Genomic DNA, 17294 nt, shown 5'->3' with positions numbered 1-17294 from the left:
CCCGCGCAGCTTTCAGCCTTCATCCGCCGGAGCCCGCTCGGGGTGAGGCGGGCGCCCGGATTGCTGATCATGACGGGCATGACGCTGATGGCCGAAGGCGTCGGGGCGCACGTGCCGAAGGGCTACATCTACACCGCGATGGCGTTCTCGGCCGGCGTCGAGGGGCTGAACCTGCTGGTGCGGCGGCGGCGACGAACCTGAGGGGCGGGGCGGTTTCTCCCTCCCCCGCTTAAGGGGGGAGGGAAGAGGTACGGCGCATATGAAAAAGGCCCCGATCCAAGGATCGGGGCCTTCTTTTTCGTCCGAAGGCCCGAAAACGCTCAGGTGTTCATCGAGTCGAAGAAGTCGCCGTTGCTCTTGGTCTGGCGCAGCTTGTCCATCAGGAACTCGATCGCGTCGGTGACGCCCATCGGGTTGAGGATGCGGCGCAGCACGTAGGTCTTCTTGAGCGCGTCCGGGGGAACCAGCAGCTCCTCCTTGCGGGTGCCCGAGCGGGTGATGTCGATCGCCGGGAAGATGCGCTTGTCCGAGACCTTGCGGTCCAGGATGATCTCGGAGTTGCCGGTGCCCTTGAACTCCTCGAAGATCACCTCGTCCATGCGCGAGCCGGTGTCGATCAGCGCGGTGGCGATGATCGAGAGCGAGCCGCCCTCCTCGATGTTGCGGGCCGCGCCGAAGAAGCGCTTCGGGCGCTGCAGCGCGTTGGCGTCGACGCCGCCGGTGAGCACCTTGCCCGACGACGGCACCACGGTGTTGTAGGCGCGCCCGAGGCGGGTGATCGAATCCAGCAGGATGACCACGTCGCGGCCGTGCTCGACCAGGCGCTTGGCCTTCTCGATCACCATCTCGGCGACCTGCACGTGGCGGGTGGCCGGCTCGTCGAAGGTCGAGGCGATGACCTCGCCCTTCACCGAGCGGATCATGTCGGTGACCTCCTCCGGCCGCTCGTCGATGAGCAGCACGATGAGGTAGCATTCCGGGTGGTTGATGGTGATCGACTGCGCGATGTTCTGCATCAGCACGGTCTTGCCGGTGCGCGGCGGCGCGACGATCAGCGCGCGCTGGCCCTTGCCGATCGGGGCGACGATGTCGATGATGCGGGGCGAGAAGTCCTTCTTCGGCGGCGCGTCGAGCTCCAGCTTGAAGCGCTGGGTCGGGAACAGCGGCGTCAGGTTGTCGAAGTGGACCTTGTGCTTGATCTTCTCCGGGTTCTCGAAGTTGATCGTGTTGACCTTGAGCAGCGCGAAGTAGCGCTCGCCGTCCTTGGGGCCGCGGATCGGGCCTTCGACCGTGTCGCCGGTGCGCAGGCCGAAGCGGCGGATCTGGGTCGGCGAGATGTAGATGTCGTCCGGGCCCGGCAGGTAGTTCGATTCCGACGAGCGCAGGAAGCCGAACCCGTCCTGCAGCACCTCGCAGGTGCCGGCGCCGATGATCTCGACCTCCTTGGCCGCGAGCTGCTTCAGGATCGCGAACATCAGCTCGGCCTTGCGCATGGTCGAGGCGTTCTCGACCTCGACCTCCTCGGCGAAGGCGATCAGGTCGGTCGGCGTCTTGGACTTGAGGTCCTGGAGCTTGACCTCGCGCATGGCGTCGAGGTCGGAGGCCGCGAGTGCGCCCTCGGTCGACGGGGTCGGGTCGGGCAAGTTCGAGTCGGGCAAGTTCGAGCCTGGGATGTCCGCGAGGGCGGAGACGTCGGACTGTTCGTTCATGGGATGTCTTGAACCGACGAAAGCGAAGGTTGAGGCAGGGAGCCTGGCAATCGGGAGAGGGCGCCGGATGTCTGGCCGCAAACGGTTGCGGCGGACCCGTGCATCGTCTGGGCGGAGCCCCGGGGGCTCACGGATGCGGCGGCGGCGCTTTTTTTAGGAGGGCAGACCACGCATATCGCGTTTTCGATGCCGGCTCAAGGGGGTGGGTTTCCGAGGCCTCGCTCCGACCGGGGGCTCGCGCGGAGCGGGCGGATCGGAGCGATGGGCGTCGCGGTCGCGGAACCCGCCGTCGTCATCCCGGGGCGCCGCGGACCTGCCCGGCATCCAGAACCGCAGGTCGCGCTGAAGATGGCGCCGGCGGCGGCTCCGGATCCCGGGCTCTGCTGCGCAGCCCCGGGATGGCAGGGTCGGTCTCGAACCGAGAGGTGAGAAAGCCGTCTCGAAGCGGATGGCCGGATCGGCCAATCCCCGCAGGACCGGATCGCTCGACGCACGACGCGCCCCCTCCCCCGTGCGGGAGAGGGGGCGCGTCGCCCGCTGCGATGCGGGGACGGGGTCGTTCGGTGCGCGCCTACGCCGCCTTGCGGCCGCCCTTCTTGCCGGCGGGCTCCTCGGTCGGCTCGGTGCCATCGAGGTTGAGCTTCTCGGCGATCTCCGAGAGCAGCGCGTCGGTCTTCTTCTCCTCCTGCAGGGTCTCGTCGAGGAGCTTGGCCGCGTCGGCGTAGCCGAGCTGGGCGGCCCAGGTCTTCAGGGTGCCGTAGCGGGCGATCTCGTAGTGCTCGACCGCCTGGGCGCAGGCCGCCAGCACCGCGTCGGCGGCGGGGCTGTCGCCGAAATCCTCCAGGTCCTCCTCCATCTCGGAGGTGATGCCCTGCATCGCCTCGCAGGTCTTGGCGCGGGCCGGCTTGCCGATGATCTCGAACACCTGGCCGAGCCGCTCGACCTGGTTGGCGCTCTCCTCGGCATGGGTCTCGAAGGCCTGGCGGAGCTCGGCATGCTCGGCGGCCTTGGCCGACTTCTTGAGCGCCTTCACCGACTGCTTCTCGGCGTAGTAGACGTCCTTCAACGTCTCGTAGAACGCATCGTGCAGCGTCTTCGGCTTGGTGGCCATGGCGGATGTCCTTCGGGTGCGTCGCGGGCGGCCCGCGACGGCAGGCGGCCCCTGGGCTGCCAACCCGCCGCCCCCGCATCGGCTCCCGACGAAATATCGCCCCCTGTGGAGGAACCGAACGCCGTCGGGCGGCGGCGGACGTCGGCCGAGGACGGCGCGTGCCGTTCAGCCGACAGCCCGCTGCAGCGCGTGCGAGGGAGGGGGCACGGCATGACCGAGCTCGCGAGCCATGGCGATCCACGCGTCGATCGCGTCGCGGACGTTCACGAGCGCTTCCTCGGGCGTCTCGCCGTCCGACATGCAGCCGGGGAGATCGGGCACGGTCGCAGCGAAGCCGCCGCCGTCGTCCTGGGTCAGTGGGGAGATCACCACGGGGTAGGTGAGTTCGCTCATGGCGCGGCTCCGACCTTGTCGATGAACCGAACAAGTTCGCGGATATACCACCCCTTAATCGGCCGAGCGGCGGGGATCGTCAACTTTTCGAATTGCGACCGGTGGCCGACCCGATAGTGCGAACCGCCGCCCCGTGGTGGATGGCAAGCTACGTCGAACTCGGCGCAGAGCGCAGCGATGTCCGACACGGTCCACCCAGCCGCGGGATTGGCCCGCATCGCTTCCAGGCGTTTCGACATGCAGCACCGCCTCCTGATTCGAAGGCAATCATTAACGGTGATGCGTTAATTCTTATTGATCCGGCATTTTATCGCGAATGGGTTAGGACCAAGTTAATCGCTGGAGCCACGTCAGCGATGTCCCGCCTGGTCGGATATCCGCGCGACGATCCGCGCCACCTCCGCCTCGGCGGCGGCGAAGCCGAGGCTCGTGTCGATCACGTAGTTGGCCCGCGCCCGCTTCTCGGCGTCCGGCATCTGCTTGGCGCGGATCGCCTCGAAGGCGGCCTCGGTCATGCCGGGGCGGGCGAGCACCCGGGCGCGCTGCACCGCGGGCGGCGCGGTGACCACGAGGACGGCGTCGCAGCGGGTCTCGCCGCCGGTCTCGTAGAGCAGGGGCACGTCGAGCAGCACCAGCGGCGCGGCCGCGTGGCGCTCGACGAAGGCGTGGCCGGCGGCGCGGACCAGCGGATGGACCAGCCCTTCCAGCGTCGCGAGCCTGTCCGGCCGCCCGAGCACCGCCTCGCGCAGGCGGGTGCGGTCGACGCCGCCGTCGGGCGCGAGCGTGCCGGGGAAGGCGGCGCCGATCGCCTCAGCCGCCGCGCCGCCCGGCCCGTAGAGCGCATGCACCGCCGCGTCGGCGTCGTGCACCGGCACGAAGCGGGCGGCGAACATCGCCGCGGTGGCGGACTTTCCCATGCCGATCGAGCCGGTGAGCCCGAGCACGAACGGTTTTTTGCGCGCGGTGTCGCTCATCCAGGCCAATCTATCCCGGCAGGTCGGCCACGACGACGGCGCGCAGGGCCTCCGTCACCGCCGGGCGCACGCCGAACCAGGCTTCGAAGCCGGGCACGGCCTGGTGCAGCAGCATCCCGAGCCCGTCGACGGCGGCAAGGCCGCGGGCGCGGGCGGCGGCAAGCAGCGGCGTCTCCAGCGGCACGTAGACGATGTCGGCCACCGCCGCGCGGGCCGGCAGCGGGCCGAGGTCGAGGCCGAGCGGCGGCTGGCCGGCCATGCCGAGGGCGGTGGTGTTCACCAGGAGCCCGGCCTCCGGCATCGCCTCTGGGATCGCGTCCCAGGCGATCGCGGTGGCGATGCCGGGGGCCAAGGCCGCCACGGCCTCTGCCCGCTCGCGGGTGCGGTTGGCGACCACGATCCGCGCCAGGCCGCGCTCGGCCAGGCCGACGACGATGGCGCGCGCCGCCCCGCCGGCCCCGAGCACCAGCGCGGTGCCGGCCCGCTCGGGCCAGCCTTCGCCGAGGTTCCGGTCGAGATGCGCGGCGAAGCCCGGCGCGTCGGTGTTGTCGCCGGCGATGCGCCCGTCGGCGCCGACGACCAGCGTGTTGACCGCGCCGATCGCCCGCGCCCGCGGCGTCAGGCTGTCGCTCAGCGCGAAGGCCGCCTCCTTGTGCGGGATCGTGACGTTGCCGCCGGCAAAACCCGATTCCGGTAGCCGGCGAAAGAACTCGGCGAAGTCCGCCGGCGCGACGGCGATGCGCGCGTAGCTGCCGGCGATCCCGTGCTCGGCCAGCCAGTGCCCGTGGATCAGCGGCGAGCGCGAATGCGCGATCGGGTGGCCGACGACGAAGGCGCGCCTCACGCGACGCACTCCCGCGCGAGGAGGCAGGGCGGCCCGCCGGCCTCCTCGATCTGCACCGTGGCGTGGGCGATGCCGAAGCGGGCGCGCAGGGCCTCGGCGATCTCCACGAGGAAGCCGTTGCCCGGATGGCCGTCCGCCATCACGAGATGGGCCGTCAGCGCGATCTCGGTGGTGCTCATCGGCCAGATGTGGAGGTCGTGCAGGCCCGAGACCCCGGGACGGGCGCCGAGATAGGCGCGCACCGCGTCCGGGTCGATGCCCGGCGGCACCGCGTCGAGGGACATCGCGACGCTGTCGCGCAGCAGGCCCCAGGTCGCCCAGACGATGAGCCCGGCGACGACGAGGCTGACGGCGGGGTCGATCCAGTCGAGGCCGGTGGCGAGGATGATCAGGCCGGCGAGCACGACGCCGGCCGAGACCGCCGCGTCGGCGGCCATGTGCAGGAAGGCGCCGCGGATGTTGATGTCGCCCTTGGCACCCGACGCGAACAGCCAGGCGGTGACCCCGTTCACCAGGATGCCGAGGCCGGCCACCACCATCACCGTGGTGCCGGCCACCGGCTCGGGATGAATCAGGCGCGAGACCGCCTCCCACAGGATCGCGCCGGTGGCGACGAGCAGGAACACGGCGTTGAACAGGGCAGCCAGGATCGACGAGCCGCGCAGGCCGTAGGTGAAGCGCGCGGTCGAGCGGCGCTTGACCAGCACCGAGGCGACCCAGGCGGCCACCAGCCCGAGCACGTCGGAAAGGTTGTGGCCGGCATCGGCCACCAGCGACATCGAGTTGGCGGCCCATCCATAGCCGGCTTCGATCACCACGAAGGCGGCGTTGAGCCCGATGCCGATGGCGAAGGCACGTCCGAAGCTCGCCGGCGCGTGGACGTGGCCGTGGCCACCATGACCATGTCCGGCATGGCTGTGCCCGGCATGGTCGTGACCCGCGTGGTCATGCGCACCGTGATCATGGCCGGCATGGTCGTGGCCCCGGTCGTGCCCCGCATCGGGATGCCGGTGCCCGGCAGGGTCGTGGTGATCGTGTCCCGCCATGTCGCGTCCCTAGAATGCCAGGAGGCCCTTGGCCCGCAGCCGCGCGAGCAGCGGCAGCAGCGGCAGGCCCAGGATGGTGCTGTGGTCGCCCTCGACCCGCTCGAACAGGTGGATGCCGAGCCCTTCGAGCTGGTAGCCGCCGACGCTCGCCCGCACGCGCTCCGCGCCCGCCAGCGCCACATAAGTCGCGATCGCCCGGGGATCGAGCGGGCGCAGGGTCAGGCGCGCGGTCTCGACGAAGCTTTCGACCGCGCCGTCCTGCGCCAGGGCGACCGCCGCGTGCAGGAGGTGGGTGCGCCCGGCCAGGCGCGCCAGCTGCGCGCGCGCCGCGTCCAGGCCCGCGGGCTTGTGGAACACCGCGCCGTCGCAGGCGAGCACCTGGTCGGCCCCGACGACGACGCGGCCGGGATGCCGCCCGGCGACCGCCACCGCCTTGGCCTCGGCGAGCCGCAGCGCCAAGGCCTCGGGCGAAAGGGTCCCGGACGAAGTCTCGGGATCCGGGCCGGCGCAGGCCGCCTCGACCGCGCGCTCGTCGACGCCCGGCGCCGTCGTCTCGACGGCCAGGCCGGCGCTCTCCAGCAGCATCCGCCGCGTCGGGCTGGTCGAGGCGAGGAGGAGCGGCGCGGACCCGAGCCAGGGGGAGGAAGGCTGCATCCCGCCGGAGTGTCACGGATCGGCGCGCGCCCGCAAGCCGATCGTCGCCGGGCGCGACGCGCAAAGCCCCGCCGTCCGGGATGAACCGGGCGACGAGGCCGGCGGGACCGATACGCGACGCTGGCCCCGAGACGGGTCTACCGCGACCCGGGTTAGCGGGTGGTCAACGGGGTGGGTGCGGGCGGGTGTGCGTTGCGGGACGGGCCGCGGGCCCAGCATCGGGCCGACGAAGTGTCGCTTCGAAGCTGCATCGCTGCTCACGCCGGCGATACGCCGCCCGCGCGTCCTTGCCGGAAGGCGGCGCGCGCCCACGGAATGGCCCGGATCGCCCAGGCGACCGGCCGATCGCGGGAAAGCCTCTATCGCGCCCTGTCGAACCGCGGGAATCCGCAGCTCGCGACCTTCATGGGCGTGCTCCGGGCCTCGGGCCTGGAGCTCAGCATCCGCCCGGCCGGCAGCAGGGCGGGCTGAGGGCCGGCCTCACGCCGCGATGAACTTCAGCCGGTGGTCGCGGTAGAGGTCGAGGATCGCGGCGGCGGTCTCCTCGATCGAGCGGCGGGTGACGTCGATGGTCGGCCAGCGGTTCTTGCTGAACAGGCGGCGCGAGGCGGTGATCTCGTCGGCGACCGCGTCCTTGTCGACGTACATCGAGGAATCGTCGGCCTTGAGGCTGAGCAGCCGGTTCTGGCGGATCTGGACGATGCGCTCGGGCGACGCGATCAGCCCGACGACGAGGGCCTTGCGCACCCGCTCCAGCGCCGGCGGCAGCGGCATGCCGGGCACGAGCGGCAGGTTGGTGGTCTTGAGCCCGCGGTTGGCGAGGTAGATCCCCGTCGGCGTCTTCGAGGTGCGGCTGACCCCGATCAGGATCACGTCGGCCTCCTCGAGGTCGTCGGGCAGGTTGCCGTCGTCGTGGGCCAGGGTGAAGTTCATCGCGTCGATGCGCTTGAAGTACTCCGCGTTGAGCGTGTGCTGCGCCCCCGGCCGCGCCGCCTTCTGGGTGCCGAGGTAGGATTGCAGCAGGTTGTGCACCGGCTGCAGCACCGAGAGGCAGGGCGAGCTCGATTCCCGGCACGCGCTCTCCAGCCGCTCGCCGAGATCGCCGCCGACGAGGGTGTAGAGCACGAGGCCCGGCGCCGCCTGGATCTCCGAGATCACCCGCTCGAGCTGCGGCCCGGAGCGCACCAGCGGGTAGACGTGCTCGATCGCCGAGACGCCCTCGTACTGCGCGGCGGCCGCGCGGCCGACGTTGATCAGGGTCTCGCCGGTGGAATCCGAGACGAGGTGGAGGTGGAAGTAGCTGCGGCTCATATCCGTGCCCCTCGCCGCCCGCACGCGTCCCCGCAGGGCGCCGACCGCATCCGGCGGCCGGAGGAGACGATGTCGGAACGCGCGGCCGCTCGAAGCATCCGGTCTCCTCGGAATCGGGAAAAAGGGACGAAACGTCCTTATCCACCGCCGGCCGTCAGGGGAGTCGATGAGTGTGGATAGGATGGCCCGCCGGCCCGGTCCAGCCGGAGACCGCGAAATCCATCGACTCCGGCGTCAACAGGCCGTCATCATCGGCATGGCGGAATCCGTGCGCCTGGGAGAATCCGGGACGCAGGCACGCGCACGGCTCCGTCGCACCGCGCAAGGCGCTGGCGGGACTGGCCTATCGCAGACATTAGCGGCAATCCGTTAAAGCCTGCTTAACGGCGTTGCGGCCGGGAGAGCCTGTGGACACGGTTGCGATCCCGTGACTCAGCCTCCAAGAGAAAAAACAGAGTCCTAGAATCTCTCTTCTCTAAGATAGAGCCGGCCTGGGGACGGCCTCGTCGCGCCGTGACGGGGACCGGACGAACGGGCCTTTCGAGAAAGAGACCTGAGCCCGGCAGGGCGGAACGGGAGGCGGCATTGGGGGACAGGATGGCCACGCAGGGCACGGTGCAGGGTGGTCCCGACCGCAAGGTCCTCAGGGTGCTCGCCGGCGAGGCGGTCTCGCCGCCCCCCGCCTGGATGATGCGCCAGGCCGGGCGCTACCTGCCGGAGTACCGGGCGACGCGGGCGGAGGCCGGCTCGTTCCTGGACCTCTGCTACAGCCCGGACTTCGCCGTCGAGGTCACGCTGCAGCCGATCCGGCGCTTCGGCTTCGAGGCCTCGATCCTGTTCTCGGACATCCTCGTGATCCCGCACGCCCTCGGGCAGGACGTCCGCTTCGTCGAGGGCGAGGGGCCGCGCCTCGATCCGCTCGAAGGCCGGGCCGCGTTCGAGCGCCTGCGCCAGGCCGACGACCCGGCGATCTTCGCCCATCTCGCGCCGGTCTTCGAGACGGTGCGGCGCCTGCGGGCGGAGCTGCCGCCCGAGACCACGCTCCTGGGCTTCTGCGGGGGCCCCTGGACGGTGGCGAGCTACATGATCGGGGGACGGGGCACGCCGGACCTCGCGCCCGCCCGTGCGCTGGCCGAGGCCGACACGGGCCTGGTCGACGCGCTGATCGACCGCCTGGTCACGGTGCAGACCGCCTACCTCGTGCGCCAGCTCCGGGCCGGCGCCGACGCGGTGCAGATCTTCGAGTCGCATGCCGGCACGCTGCCGCCGGCGCTGCCGCCGGGCACGGCGCTGGTCGAGCCGGTGGGCGACGTCTCCGACAGCGCGCTCCCCGAGGAGACCGAGCGCGACGCGCTGAGCCGCTGGTCGTTCGGGCCGATCGCCCGGATGGTCGCCGGCATCCGCGCCGAGGTGCCGGATGCGAAGATCATCGTGTTCTGCCGCGGCGCCGGGCTCGAGGGCCATGCCCGGGTGGTGCCCGAGACCGGCGCCGACGCGGTCGGCGTCGACTGGTCAATCGACCTCAAGGCCCTGCGCGACCGGGTGCCGGCGACGACGGTGACCCAGGGCAACGTCCACCCCGACACGCTCATCGAAGGCGGCGCGGCCCTCGACGCCGCCGTCGACGCGGTGCTCGAGGCCACCCGCGGCCTGCCGCACATCTTCAACCTCGGCCACGGCATCACCCCGCAGACGCCGGTGGCCCACGTGGAGCAGATGCTGGCGCGGTTGAGGGGCGGCTCGCCGTCCTCCTGAAAAGCTCCCGAGAGGCCGCGCATCCCCTCGCCCCGCCTGCGGGGAGAGGGCCGCGACGACCTCGTCGTCGTCGCGGCGAGGCGGCAGCCGACGGTGAGGGGGCTTCGACGGAGGAGCCTCGTTCGTCCGCGCCCCCTCACCGCCGCTTCGGCTTCGCCGCCGCTTCCCACAGGCACGACGAGGTGCCTGTGGGCCTCTCCCCGCGTGCGGGGAGAGGGGAAACGCGCCCTATCCGTGCGATGTCGGAGACGTGCGCCCTGCCCGACCATCCCATCCGGAACCCTCGCCCGTGCTCGACACCCTCTATCCCTGGATCAAGGCGTTCCACGTCGTCGCGGTGATCGCGTGGATGGCCGGGATGCTCTACCTGCCGCGGCTGTTCGTCTATCACGCCGCCCTCCCCCCCGGCCCGGGCGCGGCGGCGCAGTCGGCGACGTTCAAGGTGATGGAGCGGCGCCTGCTCAAGGCGATCATGAACCCGGCGATGATCGTCACCTGGGTGCTCGGGCTGACGCTGGCCTGGACCAGCGGCGCCTACGTCACCGGGTGGCTGCAGGCGAAGTTCCTGCTGGTGCTGGCGATGACCGGCATCCACGGCTGGCTCGCCCGGATGGTCAAGGACTTCGCCGCCGACCGGAACACCCGCGGCCATAAGTTCTACCGGGTGCTCAACGAGGTGCCGACGCTGCTGATGATCGTCATCGTCGTGCTGGTGATCGTGAAGCCCGGCCTCTAGGGCATGTTCGAGCGCGATGGATGCCGGATGGAAAGACATCTTCGATCGCCGTGCGGCCGCGTCCGCGCGCCGGGTCGGGACGATCCGTCGTCCCGGCTCGGCGCGCACATCGATCGGCTGGCGGCAGACGATCGATCCGGACCTCAGTAGCCCCAGTACCGGAGCCGCTGCGCGTACCCGGCGTCCCGGTAGGACTGAACGCGGCGAACATGGGCGGCGTGCGCGTAGGCATCGGCCGCCGCGTAATCCCCGTACAGCGCCGCGACGTTGGCGGCATGCTGATCGCGTCGGGCCTGGATGGCGCGGACGTCGGCGGCGTGCGCGGCCTGATCCGACGCGTACTGAGCGCAAGCGCCCGTATTCAGGAGGACGAGCGCGCCGAGCGCGACAGATACCGACTTGATGGTGGAAGTCTTGCTCTTGATCTTCATGGGAACACCTCAAGGAGCGACGCTTGTTCCGCACGTCGCACCGCGATCACACCTCGCAGCGTGTTAATCCGGCATGAACTACCGCTGGTTGGAAGCTGTCCGGGCGGGGAGATGATCTGGCCGATCCCGAATCCGGTCTCAGCGTGCAGGGCAGGCCCGAGCGCCGCCCGAACGCGATGCCGGCGAGGGCGGTGCGGCGGTCGACGGGAGGCCGTCCGCCTCCGGGGCGGGTCGAGGAGGGCGGCAACACCGGGGCGGCGAGAGCGGGGCGATCGCGGTCCGGAGATCGTCGGCGGAGGTCGAGCCATCCCCCGCCCGACGCGGCTGCGACCGCAGGGGGCCGTTCTGTCGGCGGCTCCGAAAGAAGCGATCTTTCCATTCGGCTAACCCTGCCGGCATGCGATGGCGAACGCATCGCCGCCGCACCCCGTTGGACCGCCATGACCTTCGCCATCAAGCCGAGCCTCGTCCTGCCTGTCCTGCCCGTCCTCGCCCTCCTGCTGGCCGCCGGGCCGGCCCGGGCCGCGAGCTTCGACTGCGAGGCGGCGAAGGCCGCCGACGAGCGGGCGGTCTGCACCACGCTCGCCCTGAACGACCGCGACGTCGAGATGGCGACCCGCTTCGAGATCCTGAAGGAGGTGCTGCCGATGGGCGGCCGCGCCAAGCTGCGCGACGACCAGGAGACCTGGCTCGCCGAGCGCCGCGCCTGCGCCGCCGACACCGCCTGCCTCAAGGCGATCTACGACGCGCGCCTGACGGTGCTGCGCGCGGTGCAGTCGGAATTCGCCAAGCAGGGGCCGCAATAGGCGACCGGTTGGTGGTCCCAACGATGCGGGACCGGGACATGAGACGGGAGTTGCGCAAGCCGTACCCGCTCATCCGGGCCGCCCTCTGACATGCGAAAAGTGGCCGAAGCCTCCTCACGCCGTGGGGCGGGGCCTGCTGGAACCCCGCAATGCGCTCCTGCCATCGATGGGGGACGGCAGTGCTACGGCAGGCAGATTGTCACCGTGTCGCCCACGAGAAGACATCGAGCACGGCACGGGGCGTCTTGCCAGATTGCAGCCGCTACAGCCGCGCCAGGAGCCGCTCCGCCAGGGGGTTCTCGGCGGCGAAGGCGTAGTCGATCCGGCGCACGGTGACGGCCCTGGCGCCGGCCCGGACCAGGGCGTCGGCGAGGTCGAACACCGCGTCCGCGGGACAGCGCATCACGATCTCGCCGTCGGCCCCGCGCGGGGCGCCGTAGGGCAGCTCGGCCTCGTGCAGGCCGCTGATGCTGGCGAGGTCGATCGCGCCGGAATCCGGCATCGCGGCGCGGACCTCGCGGGTGGTCCGCGCCCGCTCCTCGGCGGCGATCCGGCCGAGCACGGCGCGCAGCGCGTCGCGCTGGTGGGCGCCCCAGGGCGCGTTGAGCGAGGCGACGAGGTTGGCCTCCGAGCGCAGGATCACCCCGTCGTCGAGGATCTTCAGGGCGTTGGCGGCCAGCGTCGCGCCGGTGGTGGTGATGTCGACCACGATCTCGGCCGAGCCCGCGGCCGGCGCGCCCTCGGTGGCGCCCAGGCTCTCCACGATCCGGTAGTCGGCCACCCCCTTCTCCGCGAAGAAGCGGCGGGTGAGGTTGACGTACTTCGTGGCGATGCGCAGGCGCCGTCCGTGGCGGGCGCGCATCTCGGCGGCGACCTCGTCGAGGTCGGCCATGGCGCGCACGTCGATCCAGGCCTGGGGCACGGCCACCACGACGGTGGCGTTGCCGAAGCCGAGCGGCGTCAGGAGCTCGACCTGGCCGTGCGCGTCGGGCAGCGTCTCGCGGATCAGGTCCTCGCCGGTGATGCCGAGATGGGCCGCGCCCGAGGCGAGCTGGCTCGCGATCTCGGAGGCGGAGAGGTAGCGCACCTCGACGCCGGCCACGCCCACGAGCTTGCCGCGGTAGTCGCGCGCGCCCGCCCCCTGCGCCAGGCGCAGGCCGGCGCGTCCGAAGAAAGCGGCGGCGTTCTCCTGCAGCCGGCCCTTGGAGGGCACGGCCAGCACCAGGGGGGCGTCCGGGATGTCCATGGTCTCGCTCATCGGGCGGCTCCCGCCACGGGTCGGCCGGCTCCCGCCGCGGGATCGACCCAGCGCGCGACGCGGTCGACCCAGAAGGTGCAGCCGACCGCCGGCTGCGCGGTCGCGCTGCCGAGATGGGTCAGGAGCCCGTCGTAGCGGCCGCCGCCGACCAGCACCGGGCCGGCGCGGTCCGTCGTCGCCGTCACCTCGAAGATGAAGCCGGTATAGTAGTCGAGGTTGCGCGCGAAGGCGCCGGAGAAGCGAAAACCCTCGAGCGCCAGGCCGCGGGCGGCGATGAAGCCGTTGCGCTCCTCGAACAGGTCGAGCGCCGCCTCGAGCGCGTCGTGGCGCAGGCCCGCGTCGCGGACGAGGGCCCGCAGGTCGCGGGCGGCGGCGTCCGGGTCGCCCCCGATCGCGCGGTAGCGGTCGACGAGCGCACGGTTCTCGGCGTTCAGGCCGGCGCCGCCGTTGGCCTGGGCTGCGGCCTTGGCCAGGAACCGCTCGGCGATCTCGCTGGCGCTGCGCCCGCCCACCGCCGAGATCCCGGCGATCGCCAGCACGTCCTCGACGAAGGCGCGGACGCCGCGCGGGTCCTGGCCCTGGATCGCGGCGAGCAGGCCCGCATGCGGGTCCTCGGGCTGGGCGGCGTTGGTGACCGCGTCGAGCGAGCGCCCGGCCGCGAGCGCCCGCAGCGTCCGGCGCTTGGCGGCCGGCGGCACGCTCAGGGCCTCCAGCAGCGCCACCGTGAGCCCCATGTCGCCGAGGCGCACGCCCGGCGCCGCGTGCCCGAACAGGGCGAGGCCTTCCAGCGCGATGCCGAGCACCTCGGCATCGGCGGCCGGCGTGTCGGTGCGGCCGATCGATTCGATGCCGGCCTGCAGGAACTCGTCGGGCTCGTCGGCCGCCAGCCGGAAGACCGGGCCGCAATAGCTGTAATCGGCCGCCTGCCCCTCGGCCTGCGCGCGATGCAGGCGGCAGACGGGGATCGTCAGCTCCGGCCGCAGGCACAGCTCGGCCCCGTCCGAGCCCTGCGTCACGAAGATGCGCCGGCGGATGTCCTCGCCGGACAGTTCCAGGAACGGCTCCACCGGCTGCAGCACCGGCGGCGTCACGAAGCGGTAGCCGCCCTGCGCGAGATGCGCCGAGAGCCGCGCCTGCGCGAGCCCGTCCGCCCCCATCTCTCCTGCCTGCGGTCGCGTCATGATCCTGCCCGTCGTCGTCGAGCGGTTCTGTAGCAACCGGAACCGGGCTTGGCGACCGCCCCGCCGCCGCGCACGGGCGCGAATGAACACGCAGGGGCGAACCTGTGGGACGCGGCGGCCGTGCGGCGCCCGGCGCACCGGCTCTGATGGGTCCCCGACCCGATGGGAACCGGCTCCGATGCGCGCCCCCCTCGCCTTCCTCCCGGCGACCTTGGCCCTGGCGACCTGGGCCCTGGCGACCTTGGCCCTGGCGACGTTGGCCCTGAAGACTTGGCCGCTCCTCGCCGCGCCGGCGCGGGCGGAAGTCCCTCGCGACGCGCTCCGGGGCGTGCGCAACGCGGTCTACGCCGAGGCCGGCTGCTGCTTGCCGCACGCCGCGCGGGCTCCGCGCCTTCGGCAAGGCCGGCGGCCGCTACCGCGACATCGCCGACGTGCCGCTCCCGGCGCGAAACCGCGCCAAGGTCGCCGAGATCCAGCGCCGGGAACGCGCCGCCGGCTGCCCGCGCTGAGGGAGCCGCCGCTCTTCCCTCCCCCGACGGATCTCGGGCTCGCCCGAGATCCGCATCCCGTGTGCCCGAGTCGGGCAGGCCCGACTGGGGTGCGGGGGAGGGAGAGTCTGACCGTTGGCGCTTGCCTTCAGGCCTCGTCCGAAAAGTGCTGGGCCAGCACCTCGCGCACGCGGGCGACCATCTCGGCCTCCGGGCAGGAGAACTGCGCCGGCCGGGCGGCCTTCCACTCGGCGTTGCTGGCGATGTTGCGGGCGGCCTCGGCGCCGGCGATGAGGTCCTTGACCTGGACCTCGCCGGCCGCGCGCTCGTTCGAGCCCTGGATGATCGCCACCGGGCTGCCGCGGCGGTCGGCATACTTCATCTGCGCCTTCATCCCGGCCCCGCCGAGGTAGAGCTCGGCCCGGATGCCGGCCTGCCGCAGGGTGGCGACGAGCCGCTGGTAGGCGGCGATCTCGTCGCGGTCGAGCACCAGCACCACCACCGGGCCGGGCTTCGCCGCCGCCTCGACGAGCGGGCTGCCGGTGAGCTGCAGCGCCGAGAACAGCCGCGACACGCCGATGGAGAAGCCGGTGGCCGGCACCGGCTCGCTGCGGAACCGCCCGACGAGCCCGTCGTAGCGCCCGCCGCCGGCGACCGAGCCGAAGCGCACGGTCTGCCCGTCCTCGTTGACGACGGGGAAGGTCAGCTCGGCCTCGTAGACCGGGCCGGTGTAGTATTCGAGCCCGCGCACCACGGAGGGGTCGACGCGGATGCGGTCGACGCCGTAGCCGGCCGCGTCGACCAGCGTGGCGATCGTCCGAAGCTCCTCGATGCCGGCCCGCGCGGTCTCGTTCTCGCCGAAGGCCGAGAGCAGCGCGTCGACGAAGGCGAAGCGCTCGGGCGCCGTGTCCGAGCCGCCGCCGAGCAGCAGCGCGATCACCTTGTCGGCCTGGCCGGAATCGAGCCCGGCGCCCTTGGTGAAGTCGCCCGATTCGTCCTTGCGGCCGGGGCCGAGCAGCAGGCGCACGCCCTCGGTGCCGAACTTGTCGAACTTGTCCATCGCGCGCAGCACGGTCAGGCGCTGCCCGGCCTGGGCGTCGCCGGCGAGCCCGATCGTCGCGAGCACGCCGTCCAGCACCTTCCGGTTGTTGACCTTGATCACGTACCGGCCGGCGAGCCCGAGCCGGTCCAGCGTGTCGGCCATCAGCATGCAGGCCTCGGCATCGGCGGCGACCGACGGCGCGCCGACGATGTCGGCGTCGAACTGCATGAACTGGCGGAAGCGGCCCGGCCCCGGCTTCTCGTTGCGGAAGACGAACCCGTTGCGGAAGCTGCGATAGGGCTTGGGGATCGCGTCGAAGTTCTCGGCCACGTGGCGGGCGAGCGGCGCGGTCAGGTCGTAGCGGAGCGAGAGCCAGGCCTCGTCGTCGTCCTGGAATGAGAACACGCCCTCGTTCGGGCGGTCGAGGTCGGGCAGGAACTTGCCCAGCGCCTCGGTGTACTCGACGAACGGGGTCTCCAGCGCCTCGAAGCCGTAGAGCTCGAACGTCGCCCGGATCGTCTCCAGCATCCGCCCCTGCGCCGCGATCTCGGCGGCGCGGCGATCGACGAAGCCGCGCGGCAGGCGGGCCTTCAGGCCGGGCTTCTCGCCGGTGTTGGAATCGGCCTTGGACATGACGGTTCGTTTCGATCGCGCGCTTCGGGGGTCGCCGGGCTGTATCGCGGCGGCGGGGGCAGCGGCAAGCCGGCGGCTTGGCGACGGCGTCGCGCGACAGGATCCCGACGGCATGGCACGACGCCCGCAGATGGATCGCGGGGAGCCCCTCTCCCCGCACGCGGGGAGAGGCTCAGCGGCACCTCGTCGTGCCGCTGAGCAGCGGCGGCGAAGCCGAAGCGAGGGTGAGGGGGTGCGATCGGAGGAGGCTCCTCGGTCGAAGCCCCCTCACCGTCGGCTGCCGCCTCGCCGTGCTCCCCGACAAGGGGGAGACACGGCCCTCTCCCCGCGTGCGGGGCGAGGGGATGCACGGTTGGCGACGCGCCCGGTGGGTCGACGCGGCGACCTAGTACGGCGAGATCCACTTCAGCCAGAGCAGGGCCGCGAGGCTGATCACCGCGATCGGCATCTGCAGCGGGCGCAGGCGGGCGAAGAACAGCGGCGCCTCGCCGGCGCGCGCGGCGATCGGGTCGAGCACGGCGATGGCGGCGTAGCCGACGATCAGGAGGCCGAGCGCCGGGATCGCCTTGCCCATCACCACGGTGACGAGGGCGGAGAGCCCGAGCACGAACAGCCCGAGCATCGTCGCGATCTGCATCACCGTCGGGCCGCCCTCGGTGCGGAAGCTGACGCCGCGGCGGACGCCCGCCAGGAACAGCAGGATCGCGGCGCCGTAGAGGATCGTCATCAGGGCGACGAGGTAGTCGAGCGGCTGGCCGCGCATCCACCAGGCGGCGGCGGCGCCGGCCGCCAGCGGCAGCATCGGCCCGTAGCCCAGCACCACGCTGAGCCAGGGCGTCTCGCGCGATTCGTGGGCGGTGAGGGTGCGTCCGGTGGCGTCGTCGCGCATGGGGGGGGCCGTTTCCGTGTTGTCTCGGGCAAG

The 17294-nt window shown here is 71.9% G+C and carries 18 protein-coding genes and 1 pseudogene; 5 read left to right on the top strand and 14 right to left on the bottom strand.

Annotated features, from left to right (window positions below; all coding sequences use genetic code 11):
* Positions 1-201, top strand: a pseudogene (locus tag MKK70_RS12390) (TerC family protein); the annotation flags it as partial.
* A 119-nt stretch (positions 202-320) separates the two neighbouring features.
* Here the strand turns inward: MKK70_RS12390 and rho are convergent.
* The 8 genes from rho to MKK70_RS12350 form a co-directional block, all read right to left on the bottom strand.
* Positions 321-1586: a transcription termination factor Rho gene (gene rho, locus MKK70_RS12385; RefSeq protein ID WP_147728289.1), complete on the bottom strand. Its 1266-nt coding sequence runs from the start codon at positions 1584-1586 to the stop codon at positions 321-323.
* 694 nt (positions 1587-2280) lie between these two features.
* Positions 2281-2820 carry a ferritin-like domain-containing protein gene (locus MKK70_RS12380; protein ID WP_147728285.1) on the bottom strand — a complete coding sequence of 180 codons (540 nt, stop codon included), beginning with the start codon at positions 2818-2820 and terminating at the stop codon, positions 2281-2283.
* Between the two features lie 165 nt (positions 2821-2985).
* Positions 2986-3213, bottom strand: a complete 228-nt coding sequence (locus MKK70_RS12375) for a type II toxin-antitoxin system HicB family antitoxin (RefSeq protein WP_147728284.1) — start codon at positions 3211-3213, stop codon at positions 2986-2988.
* Positions 3210-3452 (bottom strand): type II toxin-antitoxin system HicA family toxin, encoded by a 243-nt coding sequence (locus tag MKK70_RS12370; protein WP_147728283.1) that lies wholly within the window; start codon positions 3450-3452, stop codon positions 3210-3212. Before MKK70_RS12370 ends, MKK70_RS12375 begins: the two co-directional genes overlap by 4 nt.
* A 111-nt stretch (positions 3453-3563) precedes the next feature.
* Entirely contained in the window at positions 3564-4187 is a 624-nt protein-coding gene (gene coaE, locus MKK70_RS12365) for a dephospho-CoA kinase (protein ID WP_243948020.1), read from the bottom strand.
* A gap of 10 nt (positions 4188-4197) precedes the next feature.
* The gene (locus tag MKK70_RS12360) at positions 4198-5031 is read right to left on the bottom strand and encodes a shikimate dehydrogenase (protein WP_243932996.1); all 834 of its coding nucleotides are present in this window, start codon (positions 5029-5031) and stop codon (positions 4198-4200) included.
* Positions 5028-6077, bottom strand: coding sequence for a cation diffusion facilitator family transporter (locus tag MKK70_RS12355; RefSeq protein WP_243932819.1), 1050 nt, complete (start codon positions 6075-6077; stop codon positions 5028-5030). The genes MKK70_RS12360 and MKK70_RS12355 overlap by 4 nt, the downstream gene beginning before the upstream one ends.
* 9 nt (positions 6078-6086) lie before the next feature.
* Positions 6087-6731, bottom strand: a complete 645-nt coding sequence (locus MKK70_RS12350; RefSeq protein WP_243948018.1) for a Maf family protein — start codon at positions 6729-6731, stop codon at positions 6087-6089.
* A 159-nt stretch (positions 6732-6890) separates the two neighbouring features.
* On the opposite strand from MKK70_RS12350, the gene MKK70_RS30615 reads away from it, so the two are divergent.
* Positions 6891-7202: an addiction module antidote protein gene (locus MKK70_RS30615; protein WP_313899091.1), complete on the top strand. Its 312-nt coding sequence runs from the start codon at positions 6891-6893 to the stop codon at positions 7200-7202.
* Positions 7203-7211: 9 nt separating this feature from the next.
* Here MKK70_RS30615 and MKK70_RS12340 read toward each other — a convergent pair whose 3' ends face one another.
* Complete coding sequence (locus MKK70_RS12340) at positions 7212-8042, bottom strand: pyruvate, water dikinase regulatory protein (protein ID WP_147728162.1); 831 nt, start codon at positions 8040-8042, stop codon at positions 7212-7214.
* Positions 8043-8639: 597 nt separating this feature from the next.
* Here MKK70_RS12340 and MKK70_RS12335 point away from each other — a divergent pair.
* Together MKK70_RS12335 and hemJ are read left to right on the top strand one after the other, a co-directional pair.
* Positions 8640-9797, top strand: coding sequence for a uroporphyrinogen decarboxylase (locus MKK70_RS12335; RefSeq protein WP_147728163.1), 1158 nt, complete (start codon positions 8640-8642; stop codon positions 9795-9797).
* A gap of 289 nt (positions 9798-10086) precedes the next feature.
* Positions 10087-10533 carry a protoporphyrinogen oxidase HemJ gene (gene hemJ, locus MKK70_RS12330; RefSeq protein WP_313899090.1) on the top strand — a complete coding sequence of 149 codons (447 nt, stop codon included), beginning with the start codon at positions 10087-10089 and terminating at the stop codon, positions 10531-10533.
* Positions 10534-10676: 143 nt separating this feature from the next.
* Here the strand turns inward: hemJ and MKK70_RS12325 are convergent, their stop codons facing one another.
* Complete coding sequence (locus MKK70_RS12325; RefSeq protein WP_243932815.1) at positions 10677-10964, bottom strand: hypothetical protein; 288 nt, start codon at positions 10962-10964, stop codon at positions 10677-10679.
* Between the two features lie 440 nt (positions 10965-11404).
* Between MKK70_RS12325 and MKK70_RS12315 the strand changes: the two genes are divergently transcribed.
* The gene (locus MKK70_RS12315) at positions 11405-11770 is read left to right on the top strand and encodes a lysozyme inhibitor LprI family protein (RefSeq protein ID WP_243948014.1); all 366 of its coding nucleotides are present in this window, start codon (positions 11405-11407) and stop codon (positions 11768-11770) included.
* Between the two features lie 262 nt (positions 11771-12032).
* Here MKK70_RS12315 and hisG read toward each other — a convergent pair whose 3' ends face one another.
* From hisG to MKK70_RS12290, 4 genes are all read right to left on the bottom strand, one after another.
* Positions 12033-13016, bottom strand: coding sequence for an ATP phosphoribosyltransferase (gene hisG, locus MKK70_RS12310; protein ID WP_409565993.1), 984 nt, complete (start codon positions 13014-13016; stop codon positions 12033-12035).
* A gap of 8 nt (positions 13017-13024) precedes the next feature.
* The gene (locus tag MKK70_RS12305) at positions 13025-14209 is read right to left on the bottom strand and encodes an ATP phosphoribosyltransferase regulatory subunit (protein WP_243948012.1); all 1185 of its coding nucleotides are present in this window, start codon (positions 14207-14209) and stop codon (positions 13025-13027) included.
* Positions 14210-14845: 636 nt separating this feature from the next.
* Entirely contained in the window at positions 14846-16372 is a 1527-nt protein-coding gene (gene hisS / locus MKK70_RS12295) for a histidine--tRNA ligase (protein ID WP_147729065.1), read from the bottom strand.
* 385 nt (positions 16373-16757) lie between these two features.
* The gene (locus tag MKK70_RS12290; RefSeq protein ID WP_243932974.1) at positions 16758-17261 is read right to left on the bottom strand and encodes a DUF3429 domain-containing protein; all 504 of its coding nucleotides are present in this window, start codon (positions 17259-17261) and stop codon (positions 16758-16760) included.
* Between the last annotated feature and the right edge of the window lie 33 nt (positions 17262-17294).

Origin of the sequence: Methylobacterium sp. E-041 (assembly GCF_022829665.1) — a bacterium.
In the GTDB taxonomy this organism is placed as follows: Bacteria; Pseudomonadota; Alphaproteobacteria; order Rhizobiales; family Beijerinckiaceae; genus Methylobacterium.
The sequence above is the reverse complement of the archived record's forward strand: the minus strand, read 5'-3'. Positions and strand labels throughout refer to the sequence as shown.